We start from the raw sequence: 17,412 nt of genomic DNA on the forward strand, positions 1-17,412 counted from the left end.
CTGGTGCTCGCCTCGTGAAAAGTGGCAGATGGTCCGAGGTGGAGCACGTCATGGACGCAATTCACCGCAAGTATTCGCAGGAAAGCCTCAAACCAGCCTCCGGAGTCACCGCGCCCGAGAAGAATATCGAAGAGAAGAATATCGAAGAAAAGAGCCACAACGAGGAATAGCTGAGGGGCAACAACTAGGGGCTGATACAGCTTAATCAGCGGCTATATCGCAGCCGGTTACTCGCAAAATGCGGGCGAGGAACGCCTCCGCGGAAAGCGGAAGAAAGACATAAAGAGCTTCTGACCGAAAAAGAATGCGCCAACCCCGCTCGGCGCGGTACGATGGGAAATATACGACCGGAAGAAGCGCTCACCGCGCCAGCTGATACACTAGCTAACCCGGTTGATACCGACGTCATCTTGAGCAGAGACACCTCAAAGGAGAAAACGATGGCACTGTCCGAGCGTGAACAGAAGGTTCTGGACCAGCTCGAAGAACTCATGAGCAATGAGGATCCGCACTTTGCCTCCTCCATGTCTTCAACCGGCAATACCGCGCCGGTCTTTAGTGCTCGCCACTTGGTGCTCGGTATTCTCTTCGTTCTCATCGGCCTGGGCATCATTATTGGTGCGGTCGCATCTAACATGATTTGGCTGGGAGTATTCGGCTTCCTCTTCGCGGCCGGTGGCGTGTACTTCGCAACCACCAGCAAGAAAACCCCGGTAGATTCCTTCCTCGGCGGTAAGGCAGAAGGTGCAGCTCGCGTGCGTCAGCGCGAGCAGAAGGAACGGTCTTCCTTCATGAACCGCCTGGAGAACCGCTGGGACGAGCGTAATAACGGCCAGTTCTAAAGCATTCCACAGCTGTAAAAGCATTCAGAGCGCAGTTCTAAAACATTCAGGGTACAGAAGCTTCGCGGCTCAGCTCTTAGGGCTGACACCCGATGCGTGATACCCGGTGTGAACATCTCAAAACTCAAGACTGATCAAGCGGAGGTAAGAATTCTCTTACCTCCGCTTTTTCTATGCCCGAAATCGTGAGAAGAACTAGTGAGAGATGGAAGTACTAGAGGCTGGTAGGCGGAACACGCCAAACCCCGTCATTGAGTCCTCATTGAGTCAGGGCATGGCAAACATGATGAGGGAAGCACACTGAGCGCACACGGCCGAAGCTGTGTAGAAGCTGTGCGCCAGCGTTAAAAATGCAGAAGAGAGCATAAAAACACTAAAAGATACTCTGCCGGGTGGGGTAGGTGGTGGAAAGTGGGGTAAAGTGGAGAGGAAAGCTGAAAGTCAGTCCTATCGCCGTGCCCTCAAACAAGCGGCGGAGGCGCCGGCCCGGCACACCCGCCCCCGCACCTCCAGGATTCGTGGAGCACCCCCGCTCCCGCGGACTTCAGCACAAACGGCACACATCGGGGAGGTGAAGTGAATGTTCCTAGGTACCTACTCACCACGAATGGACGCCAAAGGACGCATCATCCTTCCCGCCAAATTCCGTGAGGAACTCTCTGCAGGCCTCGTTCTGACCCGCGGTCAAGAACGATGCCTGTACGTTTTCCCCGCCGCAGAATTTGAACGCATCCATGAACGGATGCGCACCGCGCCCCTGCCGGGACGAGCCGCCCGAGACTTCCTGCGAGTCTTCCTCTCAGGAGCCTCAGACGAACTACCCGACAAGCAGGGACGCATCACCATCCCGCCGATACTGCGCCAGTACGCAGGACTGACCGACAACCTCGTCGTCATCGGATCCGGAACCCGCGCAGAAATCTGGGATGCCGCAGCTTGGGAGGAATACCTCGCCCGCACCGAAGCTGAATTCGCTGCCCTCGATGAGGACCCGTTCAGCCCGCTGCTCTAAACGGCATCCCGCCGACGCGACGGCTACCGCCCGGCATCTCTAGCACCCGCACCACTCTTCCGTAAGCCTTCCCGCAGGACAAACTCTCACAGGAGCACCCATGAGCGTAGAACACGCCCCCGAAACCGGTACGACCGCCTCCGGCGCTGCCGTCAAGGTTGCCGGCGCATCCATTGAGAACCTTTCCCAGCGTGAAGCCAGCGAACGCCACGTGCCCGTCATGCTGGACCGCTGCATTAACCTGCTGGCACCCGGCATTGAACGCGCCGTCGAGGAGCGCGGTACCGCCTACGTTATTGACGGCACCCTCGGTATGGGCGGCCACTCCGAGGCGCTGCTCGAACGCTTCGAAAACCTTGTGCTGATTGGCATTGACCGCGACCTGCAGGCGCACGCCATCGCCGGTGAGCGCCTGGCACGCTTCGGTGACCGCTTCGTACCCGTCCACGCCGTCTACGACGAAATTGACCGCGCCATGGAAACCGCCGGCGTGCAGGGCATTGACGGAATCCTGATGGACCTGGGCGTCTCCTCCATGCAGTTGGACGAACGCACCCGCGGTTTCGCATACTCCTACGACGCGCCGCTGGACATGCGCATGAACTCCGAAGACGAGCTCACCGCCCGCATCGTCGTCAACGAATACAGTGAAGACCAGCTGCGCCGCATTATCCGCAACTGGGGCGAAGAGAAATTCGCATCGCGTATCGCCCGTGCCATCTGCACCGCCCGCGCCAACGCGCCCCTGGAAACCACCGGTGAGCTCGTGCGCATTATCCAGAAGGCGGTGCCCGTCGCCGCGCAGCGCACCGGCGGCCACCCCGCCAAGCGCACCTTCCAGGCGTTGCGAATCGAGGTGAACCACGAGCTTGAAGCCCTCGAACGCGCCGTACCGGCAGCCCTGGAGGCGCTCAATCTCGGCGGCCGATTCGTCGCCATGAGCTACCACAGCCTCGAAGACAAAATCGTCAAGAGGGCACTGACCGCAGAGGCAACCTCCAAGGCACCCAAGGGCTTCCCGGTAGAGCTTGAAGAGCACAAGCCCACCGTCAAAATCATTACCCGCGGCGCCGAACCGCCTACCGACGAGGAAATCGAACAGAACTCCCGCGCCGCCAGCGCCAAGCTGCGCGCCGCCGAGAAGATCCGCATCCCCGCCAACTAGAAGACAGAAAGCGAAGAAAAGTGAGCACCCAGCACGCATCCCAGCGCCCCACCCGCACCCAGGGCGCCCCGCGGAGTCGACGCGCCGGTTCCTCGCGCCCTGCCGCCGGTACCCCCGGCGCCGTTGGCTCTACCCGCGCATCCTCTACTGGCTCTACTGGCTCTACTGGCGGCGCTACCGGGGCGAGCCGCGCCTCCACCCGAGCCCACTCCGGCCGCACCCGCACCGCGCGTCTGGAGCCGGTCACCGCCTCCCAGTCGGTGGTCCGCCCCGCCAGCACCGCTGCTTCACACGGCGGTAAGCGCACCTCGACGAACGCGAGCCGCGTGCCCTCGAGCGTTCGTGCGGCAGCCCGTACCGAAGAGGCCCGAGAAGAGAAGCCTAAGTCGCGTCACCCGCTCTCGACGGTGCGTCGCCGAGCACGCAAGCTCAGCCCGCCCACCATGCTCGCCGTCTTTGCAGCGATCCCGCTGACCCTGATCTTTATTTTGTTGCTCAACGTGCTGATTGTGACCCGCCAGTACGACATGGTGGATTTGCGCGCGCAGGAGCAGCAGCTCTTGCAAGAAAACCAGGCGCTGCAGCAGGAGATTGGCTTCAAGGAAGCCCCACAGGTTTTGGCGATACGCGCCAGTACCCTGGGCATGTTTGTGAGCTCTTCGCAGGCGACACTGAACATGCAAACTTCCACGATTGAAGGCACCCCCGCCCCGGTGGCAAGCCCGACCGGTGTTGAGGGAAGCAAACAGGAGAACCTGATTGCGCCTCCGGCAGCGGGTTCGGATGAAAGCTACGCCAAGAGCATCGTGGAGGCGGACAAGGCTGTCCAACAGCGCCACAGCCAGGCGAGCGCTTCGGCTACGGCATCTGCAAGCGCCTCGGCAAGCCCCACTCAGCAAGCTAACCCCTCCCAGCAGGCTAACCCTGCACCGGCGAATAGCGCACCTGCTAGCGCGACTGCTTCCGCCGCACCGAGTGCCGCTCAGCAGCCCGCAGCAAGTCCTACCGCTAGCCCCGCGGTAAGCCAGGCTGCACGATAAACAATATTGACCGCAGGATGCACAGCATCACCGATAGACTAGACCAGCGAAAGGACCACCGCATGAGCTCCGACGCGCGTAAGAACGCGAACGAATCGGCATCCGGTCAGCCGAATCTGACCCGCCGTGGCTTTGTCGCAGGTGCCGCTGCCACCTGCGCTCTGGGCGTCATCGGTGCGAACCTGTTTATCCGCCAGGGCTTTGACCCCGGTGCGGTGGCGAATGCGTCCCGTCAGAAGCGTCTGCGTTCGCAGGTTCTTCCGGCTGTGCGCGGTCAGATTCTCGACATCAACGGCAATGTCATGGCGCGTACTGTGCAGCGTTATAACCTGACTGCTGACCAGAGTGCCGTAGCGACCTTCAAGCGTTACAACGAGGATCGCACCCAGAAGGTTGAGGTCACCCCCAACCAGCTGGTGTACGAGATGGTCGATATTCTCAAGACCGTTGACCCGGGCATTACCGACGAGTTCATCAAGTCCAAGCTGGACGGCACCTCAAAGTACTCGGTAATCAAGGCAAATATCACCCCGGAAATTTTCAATAAGATTGATGCCCTGGGTGCGCCCTTCATCTACGGTGAGGCGTTCTCTCAGCGCCTGTACCCCAACGGTAGTGTGGGCGGTTCCGTGGTCGGTAAGTACAACATTGTTGAAGAGGCAGACGGCAACGGTACGGGCGGTACGGTGTCCCGTAACTACTCCGTGGGCATTGAGCGTGTCTTCGAGAAGGAGCTTGCCGGTACCCCCGGTGAGCGCACCTACGAGATTAGTGCTGATGGTGTGCGTATCCCGGTGGCGAAGGAAGAGCAGCGCCTGGCGGTGGACGGTAAGAATATTCGCCTGACCATTAACCGTGACGTGCAGTATTTTGCGCAACAGGTGGTGCGTGCCCGCGCTGAGGAGCTGAAGGCTGAGTGGTGTACCGCCATCGTTATGGATGTGCGTGACGGCTCCATTTTGGCTCTTGCTGATTCCTCCACGATGGACCCGGGCGCGGCAACCATTGAGGACGCGGCGGACATGACCCCGCGCGCTATTTCGCAGAGTGTGGAGCCCGGCTCGACCGTGAAGATGCTGACTTCTTCGGCGCTGATTGAGCAGGGTCTGACCACCCCGACTAGCGTGTATGACGTGCCCGCGACCCTCACGATTGACGGCCAGACCTTCAAGGACGCGTTTGAGCACGCGGCGCAGCGGCGTACTTTCTCGGGCATTATTACTGATTCGATGAACACCGGTACGGTGCTGGTCGGTCAGAAGCTCAGCAAGGAAGAGCGCTACAACTGGTTGAAGAAGTACGGCGTCGGCGAGTTTACCGGCATTGAGCTGACCGGTGAGGAGCAGGGTATAATCGCTGATTGGCGTGATTGGGATGGCCGTCAGCAGTACACTGTGCTGTTCGGTCAGGGTGTTGCGCAGACTCCGCTGCAGACCGCCATGATTTTCCAGGCGCTGGGCAATAAGGGCGTTCGTCTGAAGCCGCGCATTGTGGACGCGATCATTGACGCCGACGGTACCGAACATAAGCGTGCCGTAGAGCCTGGCGAACGCATGGTCAGCGAGGAGACTGCCGCTTCCTGCCTGACTCTCATGGAGAATGTGGTGGAGCAAGGCCACGCCCGTCCGGCGAAGGTGACCGGCTACCGCGTGGGCGGTAAGACCGGTACTGCGGAAACTCCGAGTGAGAAGGGCGGCTACGACGGCAACACGACGTCCTTTATTGGTGTGGCGCCGATTGAGAACCCGCAGTTCTTGGTGGCGGTGACCATGCAACGTCCCGAAGGTAGCGTGGGTACGAACGGTACGACGGCTGAGTTCTCCAAGATTATGGAGAGGACCCTGCACACCTATAACGTGCCGCTTTCTACCGGTGAGCCGGAGTTGATTCCGATTTTTGCTGAGGATAGCTCCAATAAGACGAACTAAAGGCAGGTGGGGGATAGGTACCCGGCGACTGATTCGTGATGAAGAAGCTCTGATACTGAACACCTGTCGAAGCCTAAAGCCCGTAGAATATTGAATGACCCTGTGTGCCTTGAGCGCATTGACCATACAGAGCTCACCGCTTCGGACAGCGGGGAGGAAAGAAGGACGATGGATACCGCATCTCACGCACCCGGCCAGAACCTGCTGGGCGGCGACGCTCAGACTCTGCGCCCGAATTCTGTGCGCCCGGTGAGTTTGGCGCACCTTCGCGAACATCTGCAGGGATTGGGTGCTCAGGTGAGTTCCCAGTCGGCTAGCGGCGTTCAGGGTTCTGAATCCGGTGAATCTGTTGAGGTCACCGGTATCAGCATGGACTCCCGAGGCGTGCGCCCGCAGGACCTGTACGTGGCTCTGCCCGGCGCGAAGGTGCACGGTGCGCAGTTTGCTGAGGCCGCGTTGAAGCTGGGCGCTTCCGCTATTTTGACGGATGCTGCCGGCGCGCAGCTGCTGGGTGAGGCGCCGGTGCCTGTCCTGGTGACTGAGAACCTTCGCGAGTACGTCGGTCCTCTGGCGGCGCTGATTTATGGTTCAGCGTCGGTCCCCGTAACTCACCGTTACGCGGTGACCGGTACGAACGGTAAGACCACCTCCACCTACATGCTGGAGTCGGTGTTCCGCACCGGCCTGGGCGTGAAGACCGGTCTGATTGGCACTATTCAGATTCTGATTGATGGTGTGTCGGTTCCTTCGAAGATGACCACTCCGGAGTCTCCTCACGTGCATTCTTTGCTGACGATTATGGATCAGCACCAGGTGCGTTGCGCCGCGATGGAGGTGTCGTCGCACGCGATTGATTACCACCGTGTGGACGGCGTGAAGTACGCGGTTGCCGGCTTTACGAACCTGACTCAGGATCACCTGGATTTGCACGGCACCATGGAGCACTATTTCGACTCGAAGGCTCAGCTGTTCACTCCCGAACATGCCGAGCTGGCTGTGATTACTGCTGATGACGAGTGGGGCGAGAAGATGTTCTCCGCCGCTTGCGAGCAGATGGGTGCGCAGCAGGTTCACCGTCTGGTGACTGTTCGCGGTGCCGGTCTGGCTGAGGTGCCCGCAGAGTTTGGTGCCCGCGACTGGGCTGTGGTGAAGGTTCAGCGTGAGGGCCTGGGCCACCGCTTCCACGTGGCTAATGGTGCCGGTGAGAGCGTTGAATGCTACACCGGTCTGCCCGCTGACTTTAACGTTTCGAATGCTGCACTGGCGGCTCTCATGGCGTACCTGGACACTGACTCCGCTGAGCGTGAGCGCCTGCTGCCCGAGCTGGCATCCGGTGCAGCTCTGACACCGGTGGTGCCGGGCCGTATGCAGCTGATTTCTTTGGCGCCGCACGCGATTGTGGACTTCGCCCACAACCCGGACGGTCTGACCCGTGCCCTGGAGGCAATGGACCGCCCCGGTGAGGGTAAGGTCATGATTGTTTTCGGTGCGACCGGTGAACGTGACCAGCTCAAGCGCCCGATTATGGGCGCGATTGCTGCGCAGAACGCGGATATTGTGGTCGTGACTGATGACGACCCGCACGGTGAGGCACCCGAGCCGATTCGTGCCGCCGTTGAGGAGGGTGCGCAGAAGGCTGAGAACCGCCGAGCCACCCAGATTCTGAACATCTCTCCGCGTGCCGCCGCTATTGAGGCGGCAATTGCCCTGGCGAGCGAGCACGATGCCATCCTGATTGCTGGCCGCGGCCATGAAACCGAACAGGATGTTGACGGCGTGGATATTGCCCTGGATGACCGCGTTGAAACCGCCCGTGCCCTGCGCGCGCACGGCTTCGAGATTCTGCCTGATTACCAGCGCATGCTCGATGAAAGTGACTCTAAGACCGCTGAAGGTATGGTGAAGAATGATTAAGCTCAGCGCCGCCCAGATTATTGAGGCAACCGGCGGCACCGCTATCGGCCTGGAGGGCCGTGAGGAGCAGGTGTACGCTGACTTCGCCACCACCGACTCCCGTGAGGTGCAGACCGGCACCCTGTTCGTGGCGAAGCCCGGCGCGGTCACTGACGGCCACAAGTTCATCCCCATGGCGTTTGAGAAGGGCGCGACCCTGGCACTGGTCGAGCGTGAAGTACTCGACGAGCAGGGTGTGCCGTACCCGAGCATCCAGGTGCCCGATGTGGTGCTGGCGATGGGCGATTTGGCGCGCTACTCCATTGAGCAGATGCGTGCTCAGGGTGAGCTGACCGTTATCGGTATTACCGGTTCTGCCGGTAAGACCACCACCAAGGACCTTCTTGCCGCCATTTTCACCCCGGAGGGCCCGACCGTTGCCCCGGTCGGCTCCTACAACAGTGAGGTGGGTGTGCCCCTGACCGTTTTCCGTGCGGATGAGTCCACCCGCTACCTGGTCATCGAGATGGGCGCGGACCGTGTGGGCAACATCGAGTACCTGGCGAATATTGCGCACCCCGATCACGGTGCGATTCTGAAGGTTGGTACCGCGCACGCTGGCGAGTTCGGCGGTGTGGACAATATTGAGCGCACCAAGGGTGAGCTGGCTGAGGGCGTTCAGCCGACCGGTTCCCTGGCGCTGAACGCTGATGATGAGCGCGTGCTGCGCATGGCGTCGCGTTCGGTTGCCCCCGTTACCTACTTTGGCGTGGGCGAGAAGACTGACGCTAACGGTCAGCCCTACGAACGCTATGTGGCGGCGCTGAACCTGCGCACCACCGACGCCGGCTGCCCCGAGTTCACTCTGCGTCTGCCCGACGGTAGCGAGTACGAGATTTCCTCGCAGCTGATTGGTGAGCACCACGTGCACAACCTGCTGGCTGCGGCGACAATCGCCTACAACAGCGGTATTTCGGGTGAGAAGATTGCTCGCGCGCTCAACAAGGCGGCGGCAGCTTCGAAGTGGCGTATGGCTCGCACCGACCGTGCCGACGGCGTGACCGTCATTAACGACGCGTACAACGCGAACCCCGAGTCGATGGCGGCTGCACTGCGCACTCTGGCGCAGCTGGGCCGTACCGTTGACCCGGCGACCGGTCAGCCGCATCGCACCTGGGCTGTTCTGGGCGCCATGCTGGAGCTCGGTGACGCCTCCGTGGAGGAGCACGACCGCATCGGCCGCCTCGTGGTGCGCATGAACATTTCCAAGCTGATTGCTGTGGGTGACGAGACGAAGCCCATCTACAATGCGGCTCACCTGGAAGGCTCCTGGGGTAATGAGGCGACCTGGGTGAAGACCCCGGAAGAGGCAGAGCAGATTCTGCGCGCCGAGGTTCGCCCCGGCGACATTGTGCTCTTCAAGTCCTCGAATGGCGCGAAGCTCGGCATTCTGGGTGACCAGGTTGCTTTCGCTGAGTACACCTTCGGTGCTGAGGAAGAGCAGGCACCGACCTGGCTTTCTGCCGGTGATTTTGTTGAAACCACCGATTTGAGCGACCACCTTGCCGCTCACCTGGACGGCGCCGCTAACGGCGACCGTACCTCAACCGAACAGACCACGAACGAAGGGTAGCGCTTTATGATTACCGTGCTGATTGCTGGAATCTTCGGATTCCTCATCTCCCTCACCGCGCTGCCGGTGTTCATCAAGAAGATGAAGTCCCTCAAGCTTGGCCAGCTCATCCGTGAGGAAGGCCCGGCAGCCCACCAGCATAAGGCGGGAACCCCCACCATGGCGGGTCTGATTTTCATCCCCGCGGCGATTCTCGCCTACTTCTTGACCCTGGCGGTGAGCGCACTGCTCTTCGGTACCGCGCCGGTACCGACCGCTACCGCGTGGCTGACCATCGCCTTCACCCTGGGTATGCTCGGTGTGGGCGCGGCGGACGACATCATGAAGTTCCGCAATAAGGGCAACGAGGGTCTGACCGAGAAGCAGAAGACCATCGGTCTTCTAAGCGTGACCCTGCCCTTCGCGTACTTGGCGTTCCAGTTCCCGAACGAGTCGGGTGCTCGCCCGGCGTCGACCGCCATCTCTTTCGTGCGTGACCTGCCCATCGACCTGTTCGCGGCGGGTGCGGTCTTCGGCAGCATCCTGATGGTTGCGTGGATTACCCTCATCTCCCTGTCCGGCACGAACGCTGTGAACTTCACCGATGGTCTGGACGGCCTGGCTGGCGGCATCATGATGACCATCTTCTCCGGCTACCTGACCATCAGCATCTGGCAGTACGTGCACGCCTGCTCCGCTGGCGCCGGCACCGCCTGCTACGATGTGCGCGACCCCGGTTCGCTGGCGCTGATTGCCGCATCCCTGGTGGGTTCGCTGGCTGGCTTCCTCTGGTGGAACGTGTCGAAGGCACAGATTTTCATGGGCGACTCCGGCTCCCTGGCGCTCGGTGGCGCAATGGTTGCTTTCGCGCTGTTCACCCGCACCGAGCTGCTTCTGCTGGTCATCGCTCTGATCCCCGTGCTGGAAGTGTTCTCTGTGATCGTGCAGAAGTTCGTGTTCAAGACCAGCCGTAAGCGTTCGGTCGCGGCGGGGGAGAAGCCCCTGCACGCGCACCGTTACTTCCGTATGACCCCCTTCCACCACCACATGGAGAAGGTCGGCGTCAACGGCAAGTACTCAATTGATAAGCGAGGCATTGCCCCCGGTACTGTCAGCAGCGGCGAAGTGAACTCCGTATTCCGCCTCTGGGTTGTTAACGCCCTCTGCGTGCTCGTTGCCCTGGCGCTGTTCTTCGGTGACTGGTTCTCGCAGACTTCTGGAGTGATTCACTAATGTCAACTAATGAACAGCCGGATGCCGCTCGCATTGAGGCGAACGCCGCCGCTATTGCGGTGAACCCGGTGTATGAGAACGAGCGCCTCGCGGAGCTGACTCACTGGGGTGCCCCCTGGGCTAACCTGCGCGTGGTCGTGGTGGGCATGGGTACCAGCGGCGACGCCGTGACCGATGTGCTCGCCCAGCTGGGTGCGCATATCGTCGTCATCGACGGGGCTGATACCCCGGAGAAGCGTGAACGCATCGAGATTTACAAGAACGCGTATGGCCCGGTTGAGGGTCTGTTCGGTCCCGAGCACATGCGTGCGCTGCCCCTGGTGGACGGTCAGGAACCCGAGCTTGTGGTGACCTCCCCGGGTGTGCGTCCGGACCACCCGGTCATGCTGGATGCCTATGAGCGTCGCATCCAGATTTGGGGCGATGTGGAGCTGGCGTGGCGCCTGAATGAGCGCAGCGACCACCCGACCCCCAAATGGCTGTGCCTGACCGGTACGAACGGTAAGACCACCACCGTGGGCATGGTCGATTCCATCCTGAAGGCTGCCGGTAAGAAGTCTATTCAGGTGGGTAACGTGGGTATGCCCATCGTGTACGCCATTGCCGACGATGAGCCCTATGAGTTCTTCGCGGTGGAGCTGTCCAGCTTCCAGCTGCACTGGACCTACTCGATGTCCCCGTACGCTTCGGTGGTTCTGAATATCGCTGAGGATCACGTGGACTGGCACGGCTCCTTCGACGGCTACAAGGCTGATAAGGCGCGCGTGTACGAGCACACTCAGGTTGCCTGCATCTTCAACACCGACCACGTAGACACCCTGCGTATGGTCGAGAACGCGGACGTTATTGAGGGCGCTCACGCGATTGGTTTCAGCTCCACTGAGATGCCCGCCGTGTCGATGCTCGGCCTGGCTGAGGACATCATGGTGGACCGTGCCTTCTTGAAGAACCGTTATAACGAGGCGTACGAGCTGGCGGTTCTGGAGGATTTGGCTCCTGCGCCCGGTAAGATGCCCGCGAAGCACACCGTGGAGAACGCTTTGGCGGCTGCGGCGCTGTGCCGTGCGGCTGATATTGACCCGAAGGCTGTGGGCGCTGGCCTGCGTTCCTTCAAGACCGGTGCGCACCGCAACCAGCTGGTGGGTTACGCGAACGACATCATGTGGGTGAACGATTCGAAGGCTACGAATCCTCACGCCGCGAATGCATCGATGAGCGGCTACCCGTCGCTGGTGTGGATTGCCGGTGGCCTGTCGAAGGGTGTTGAGTACGATGAGCTGATTGCTGCTCATGCTCAGCGTCTGAAGGCTGTGCTGATTATCGGTACTGATACTGCGGCGTTGAAGTCGGCGTTGGCGACTCATGCCCCGCAGGTTCCGACCTACAATATGACCGCCGCTGTGGCTGATTCTTCGGACGGCATTGCCGTGATGAACGCGGCCGTTGCGAAGGCTGCTGAGCTGGCGCATCCGGGGGATACCGTGCTGATGGCTCCCGCGTCTGCTTCGATGGACCAGTTCAAGAATTATGCGGTGCGCGGTGATGCGTTTGCGAACGCTGTTGCCGCCCAGCTGGCAGACTCTTAGGACGTTGCCTGCAGGGGGCGGCTCGGGTGACCAGGACTTGGGTGACCGGGGTGCTTTCTGCGGGTTCTTCTCGGGGGTGGGATGGTAACGGTGTCCCACCCCTGAACCTTTTTCGTGTATTCGCCACGACGGATCCGTGGCAGTTGAGGCCTATAGGAGGGCATGTGAGTACCAGCGCATCTTCGGAGCGTTCGGCTTCTTTGGCGCGTTCGACCGCGAGTGGTCGTTGGGCGTCTTTGCGAGCCGGTTGGGAGGATTTCTCTGCGCCGTTCCGTGCTCGTGCCGATAGGCTGTACCGTCGTGGTCTGAAGGCTGACCTGTGGGATGTGCCGGTTATGTTGCTGGTCACCACCCTGGGTCTGGCTATTTTTGGCTGCATTATGGTGCTGTCGGCGTCGAGCGTGACCATGATTTCTCAGGGCCAGTCGCCGTTCTCGCAGGTTTCGTCTCAGGTCATGTTCTTGGTTCTGGGCGTGATTGCGATGGCGGGTATTACGCATATCCCGGTGGGGGTTTATCACAAGAAGTTTGTGGTGAACGCGATGCTGATTGCCGCGCTGGTCATGCAGCTTGCTGTGGTGGTCGTTGGCGTTGAGGTGAACGGTAACCGTAACTGGCTGAAATTCCCCGGCGGCGTGCAGATCCAGCCGTCGGAGTTTTCGAAGCTGGCGATTATTATGTGGCTGGCGTGGGTGTACAGCCGTCACGGCGATATTTCTCGCAGTATTTGGCGTACGCTGTTCCCCTCGATTTATGGTGTGGGTGCCTTGGTGCTGCTGATTATGCTCGGTGGTGACATGGGTACCGCCATGGTGTACGGCTTCATCTTTGTGGGCATGATGTGGCTGGCGGGTGCTTCTCGCAGTTCGCTGCTGAAGATTGGCGGCGCGCTTGCGGTGTTGGCGCTGGTGGGTGTTTTCAGTAGCGCGAACCGTGTGGCTCGTATTTTCGGTGTTTGGGGTTCGTGCACGAACGCTAACTGTGACCAGGCGAATTCTGGTGAGGTGGCGCTGGCTACCGGTGGTTTCTTGGGTGTTGGTCTGGGCCAGTCGCGTCAGAAGTACAACTACCTGGCTGAGGCGCATAACGACTATATTTTCGCCATTATTGGTGAGGAGCTGGGTCTGCTGGGTACGCTGGCGGTTCTGCTGCTGTATGTGGGTCTGGTGTATTGCGCGGTTCGTATTATGCTGCGCACTGCTGATCCGCTGGTGCGTTTGGCTACGGGCGGCATCATGATTTGGTTGACTTCTCAGGCGATTATCAATATGGGCATGGTGTCCCGTATTTTGCCGGTGATTGGTGTGCCTCTGCCGTTTGTGTCCTATGGTGGTTCGTCGCTGTTGTCCTCGTTGTTTGCGGCGGGTTTGTTGTTGGCGTTTGCGCGGCAGACTCCGTTGCGTGGCGCGACGGCACCGTCGAATATTGAGACGCAGAGCGTGCGTGAGGTTCGTCGTGCGAATGCTGATTGGAAGCGTCGTACGCCCTTGCAGGATATGCTGAATCAGGAGGAGGCTGCTCGTGCGGCTGCCGGTGGCCACCTGTTGAAGGAACATAATCCTTTGAAGATTGTTTTCGGCCCGGAGAGCACGTTGCGCCGCTGGTTGGGTTTTGCGCCGGATCAGCAGCGTGAGTTGGCTCGTATGGCTCGTGAGCAGCAGAAAGAGCAGGAGCGTCAGGCACGGGAGCAGCAGAAGGAACAGGAACGTCTGGCTCGCGAGGAGGCTGCCCGTGTGAAGGCGGAGCAGAAGGCCGAATCTCAGAAGCAGAAGGCTGAGGCTCAGAAGCGGAAGGCCGCACAGAAGCCCGCACCGCAGAAGGCAGCTCCGCAGAGGGCCTCCGCTCAGCCTCGTACCGGTCAGCAGGCTCGTGTTGCTCAGAAACAGGCCGTTGCGAAGCCTGCACAGAAGCCCGCTGGTCAGAAGCCTGCCGCACCGAAGCAGGCTGTACAGCAGCGCCCCGCTCAGTCTCGTGGCGCTCAGCCCCGTACTGCTCAGCAACCTGCCGCGCAGAAGCGAGTGCAGCAACCTCGCGGTGCTCAGCCCCGTACTGCTCAGCCTCGTAGCGCGCAGCACCGTCCGTCGGGTTCGCTACCTGCGGGTCTGCAGCCGCTGCATCCTGAAGATCGTCAGCGTCGTGCCCAGCGACAGGGTAATCCTCGACAGGGCGCTCAGCGTCAGGCGGCGCCGCGACAGGGCGCTTCGAAGAACGGCGCTCAGCAGGCGCAGCGTCCGGCTCAGGGCGCGGCTCGGAACTCCGCTCAGCGCGGCACCCGCAAGCAGGGCTAAACTCTGCGGATTGCTCTTCGTGAAGCCTGGGTTTCGGGGGTTGACATTCGCGGGGGCGGGTTGTAGTTCTTGCCTCTGCCCGTGATGAATATGTGCTGAATATGAGATAACGCCCTCGCCGTTGAGTCCTAGCTCAAAGGCGGGGGCGCTCTTTTGAACAGGTGCGATAGCGTAAAATGATGCTGTACCGATGTGTTGGGAGAAAGATCTATGACGAAGAAGGCGCCCTCTATAGTCTTCGCCGGTGGTGGCACTGCCGGTCATATTAATCCGATGCTCGCGATTGCGCGTGCAGTTCGTGACCTTGAGCCGAACGCTAAGATTCTGATGCTGGGCACCGCCGACAAGATGGAAGCCGAGCTGGTTCCGGCAGCTGGTTTCGATATTGAGTTCATTCCTCGCGCGGCGTTCCCCCGTAGCATTAACCGTGCCGCTTTCACTTTCCCCGCTAAGTTCTTTGGTGGCCTGTCGAAGACCCGCCGCATCCTCAAGGAAGCAGATGCAGATGTGGTCGTTGGCATGGGTGGTTATGTGTGTCCGCCGGCGTATTTGTCGGCGTTGAGCGCTAAGATTCCCGTGGTGATTCATGAGGCGAACGCGAAGCCCGGTTTGGCGAACCGTCTGGGTGGTACGTTCGCGAAGTTCACCGGTGTTGCGTTCCCTAACACTCCGTTCCCGCGCGCAACCCTGGTGGGTATGCCGATGAAGGATGAGATTGCCTACTTGAACCGTGAGGCGCACCGTTCGAAGGCTCGCCGTAATCTGGGTCTGGACCCGCAGAAGCCGACCGTGATTGTGACCGGTGGTTCGCTGGGGGCACAGAGCCTGAACAATGCGGTGGCGGCGTGCCGTGACCACTTTGCGGAGTGGGACTTTCAGATTCTGCATATTACCGGTAAGGGTAAGGCTGTTCTGGACGAGAATGGTGAGCCGTTGAGCGCGCCGAATTACCGTCAGATTGAGTTCAGCAACGGCATGCAGGATGTGTACGCTGCCGCTGATCTTCTGCTGGTGCGTTCGGGCGCGGCGACCGTCAGTGAGGTTGCTGCGGTGGGTGTTCCCGCGATTTTTGTGCCGCTTCCCATTGGTAATGGTGAGCAGGCTTTGAATGCTCGTTCTCTGGTTGAGGCGTCTGCGGCTCTGCTGGTGAAGGATGCAGAGGTCACCGGTGAGTGGTTTGCCCGTGAGATTCCGGCTCTTATGGCGAACCCGGAGGAGCTGGAGCGTATGGGCGCTGCGGCGTATGAACTTGGTATCCGTGACGCGGCACGCGTTATGGCTGAAGCAGTATTGAAGGCAGCTGAGAAGTAATGACTGAATTGATGAATCTTGAGATGGTGTTGCCGGCACCGCTGAACCCGCCGTTCCCTGAGCGTGCGAAGATGAGCGAGCTGGGTCGTGTGCACTTCATCGGTATTGGTGGCGCGGGTATGAGCGCTATTGCCACTCTGATGCTGCAGGCTGGTGTGACGGTGAGCGGTTCTGACCGTGCCGAGTCGGCTACTGTTGAGTCTTTGCGTGCTGCGGGTGCTCGTGTGGGTGTTCCTCAGCAGGCTGAGAACATTGTGGACGTTGATACCGTGGTGATTTCTACTGCGATTCGTGAGGATAACCCGGAGCTTGTTGCCGCTCGTGCGCAGGGCCTGCGTGTGCTGCATCGTTCTGAGGCGCTTGCCGCTGTGATGGGTGAGTCTCAGGTGGTTGCTGTTGCCGGTACTCACGGTAAGAGCACGACCAGCTCCATGATTTCTGTGATGTTTGATCAGCTGGGTGCGCAGCCGTCCTTTGCGGTGGGTACTGTGATTGCGGGTCGCGGCACGAACGCTCACCTGGGTGCTCAGGGTCCGGAGTCGATTTTTGTGGCTGAGGCTGATGAGTCGGACGGCTCGTTTGTGCGTTACCGCCCGGCTATTGCTGTGGTGACGAATGTTGAGCCGGACCACCTGGATTTCTATGAGACGGATGAGCGTGTCTTTGAGGCGTTCAATCGTTTTGTGGGTTCGCTGGCACCTAACGGTGTTGTGGTGACCTGTGCTGATGATGCGGGCGCGGCTGATTTGGCGGCTCGTTCTCGTGCGGCGGGCGTGCCCGTGGTGACGTACGGTGAGTCTACGGATGCTGACCTGCGCATTAGCGAGATTACTAGCGCGGGTTCTTCCTCTTCGTCGCACCTGTCCTGGTCATTTGAGTGCCGCGGTGTGCGTTATGAGGGTGAGCAGGATCTTGCTCTGAAGGTGCCCGGTATCCATAACCAGCTGAATGCTTCGGCGGCTTTTGCATCGGCGCTCATCTCTGGTTACGAAGCTGCCGATATTGCTCGCGCGCTGGCTGAGTTTGTGGGTGCTGACCGCCGCTTCACCCTGCGCGGTGAGGTTGCTGGCGTGAAGGTTTTCGATGACTATGCGCACCACCCGACCGAGGTGTTCCGTGCCCTGGAGACCGGCCGTACCGTGGCTGATGGCCACAACCTGTACGTGATTTTCCAGCCGCACCTGTTCTCGCGTACTCGTGAGTTCGCGAAGGAGTTCGCGGAGGCCCTGTCGATGGCTGACCGCGCTCATGTGCTGGATATTTACCCGGCTCGTGAGCTGCCGATTGAGGGTGTGACCAGTGAGCTGATTACCGGTGCTGGTTTCTCTGAGGTTCGTTACGCTACCGCTGAGGGCGCTATTGAGGATATTGTGGCCTGCGCTCAGGATGGCGACATTGTGATGACTGTGGGTGCTGGTGACGTGACCGCTTTGGGTGCGCGTGTGCTGGAGTCCCTGGAGATCCGTCACGGTGGCGAGTCGAAGAAGTCGGAGGCTTAGGCT

General features: G+C 60.3%; 12 protein-coding genes. All 12 read left to right on the top strand.

From position 1 onward, the window contains the following. The first annotated feature begins 440 nt into the window (after positions 1-440). The 12 genes from Q0216_RS04235 (at position 441) to murC (ending at position 17,409) form a co-directional block, all read left to right on the top strand. Positions 441-842 carry a DUF3040 domain-containing protein gene (locus Q0216_RS04235; protein ID WP_298593189.1) on the top strand — a complete coding sequence of 134 codons (402 nt, stop codon included), beginning with the start codon at positions 441-443 and terminating at the stop codon, positions 840-842. A gap of 580 nt (positions 843-1,422) precedes the next feature. Continuing rightward, a complete protein-coding gene (mraZ, locus tag Q0216_RS04240) occupies positions 1,423-1,854 on the top strand; it encodes a division/cell wall cluster transcriptional repressor MraZ (RefSeq protein WP_005506565.1) in 432 nt (143 codons plus the stop codon). Between the two features lie 100 nt (positions 1,855-1,954). Continuing rightward, a complete protein-coding gene (gene rsmH / locus Q0216_RS04245) occupies positions 1,955-3,019 on the top strand; it encodes a 16S rRNA (cytosine(1402)-N(4))-methyltransferase RsmH (protein ID WP_298593190.1) in 1,065 nt (354 codons plus the stop codon). Between the two features lie 20 nt (positions 3,020-3,039). Continuing rightward, positions 3,040-4,059 carry an amino acid ABC transporter ATPase gene (locus Q0216_RS04250; RefSeq protein WP_298593192.1) on the top strand — a complete coding sequence of 340 codons (1,020 nt, stop codon included), beginning with the start codon at positions 3,040-3,042 and terminating at the stop codon, positions 4,057-4,059. 62 nt (positions 4,060-4,121) lie between these two features. Then, on the top strand, positions 4,122-5,987 hold the full coding sequence (locus Q0216_RS04255; RefSeq protein ID WP_298593194.1) for a penicillin-binding protein 2: 1,866 nt from the start codon (positions 4,122-4,124) through the stop codon (positions 5,985-5,987). Between the two features lie 168 nt (positions 5,988-6,155). Beyond that, a complete protein-coding gene (locus Q0216_RS04260; protein ID WP_298593196.1) occupies positions 6,156-7,901 on the top strand; it encodes a UDP-N-acetylmuramoyl-L-alanyl-D-glutamate--2,6-diaminopimelate ligase in 1,746 nt (581 codons plus the stop codon). After that, positions 7,894-9,513: a UDP-N-acetylmuramoyl-tripeptide--D-alanyl-D-alanine ligase gene (gene murF, locus Q0216_RS04265; RefSeq protein ID WP_298593198.1), complete on the top strand. Its 1,620-nt coding sequence runs from the start codon at positions 7,894-7,896 to the stop codon at positions 9,511-9,513. The genes Q0216_RS04260 and murF overlap by 8 nt, the downstream gene beginning before the upstream one ends. 6 nt (positions 9,514-9,519) lie before the next feature. Next, positions 9,520-10,725: a phospho-N-acetylmuramoyl-pentapeptide-transferase gene (gene mraY / locus Q0216_RS04270; RefSeq protein WP_298593200.1), complete on the top strand. Its 1,206-nt coding sequence runs from the start codon at positions 9,520-9,522 to the stop codon at positions 10,723-10,725. After that, entirely contained in the window at positions 10,725-12,311 is a 1,587-nt protein-coding gene (murD, locus tag Q0216_RS04275) for a UDP-N-acetylmuramoyl-L-alanine--D-glutamate ligase (RefSeq protein ID WP_298593202.1), read from the top strand. Before mraY ends, murD begins: the two co-directional genes overlap by 1 nt. Before the next feature lie 164 nt (positions 12,312-12,475). Continuing rightward, positions 12,476-14,599 (top strand): FtsW/RodA/SpoVE family cell cycle protein, encoded by a 2,124-nt coding sequence (locus Q0216_RS04280; protein WP_298593204.1) that lies wholly within the window; start codon positions 12,476-12,478, stop codon positions 14,597-14,599. 210 nt (positions 14,600-14,809) lie between these two features. After that, on the top strand, positions 14,810-15,910 hold the full coding sequence (gene murG, locus Q0216_RS04285) for an undecaprenyldiphospho-muramoylpentapeptide beta-N-acetylglucosaminyltransferase (RefSeq protein ID WP_298593206.1): 1,101 nt from the start codon (positions 14,810-14,812) through the stop codon (positions 15,908-15,910). After that, positions 15,910-17,409, top strand: coding sequence for a UDP-N-acetylmuramate--L-alanine ligase (gene murC / locus Q0216_RS04290; RefSeq protein WP_298593208.1), 1,500 nt, complete (start codon positions 15,910-15,912; stop codon positions 17,407-17,409). The genes murG and murC overlap by 1 nt, the downstream gene beginning before the upstream one ends. Positions 17,410-17,412 lie beyond the last annotated feature (3 nt).

The sequence above is a fragment of the uncultured Rothia sp. genome, assembly GCF_937976295.1.
Classification (GTDB): Bacteria; Actinomycetota; Actinomycetes; order Actinomycetales; family Micrococcaceae; genus Rothia.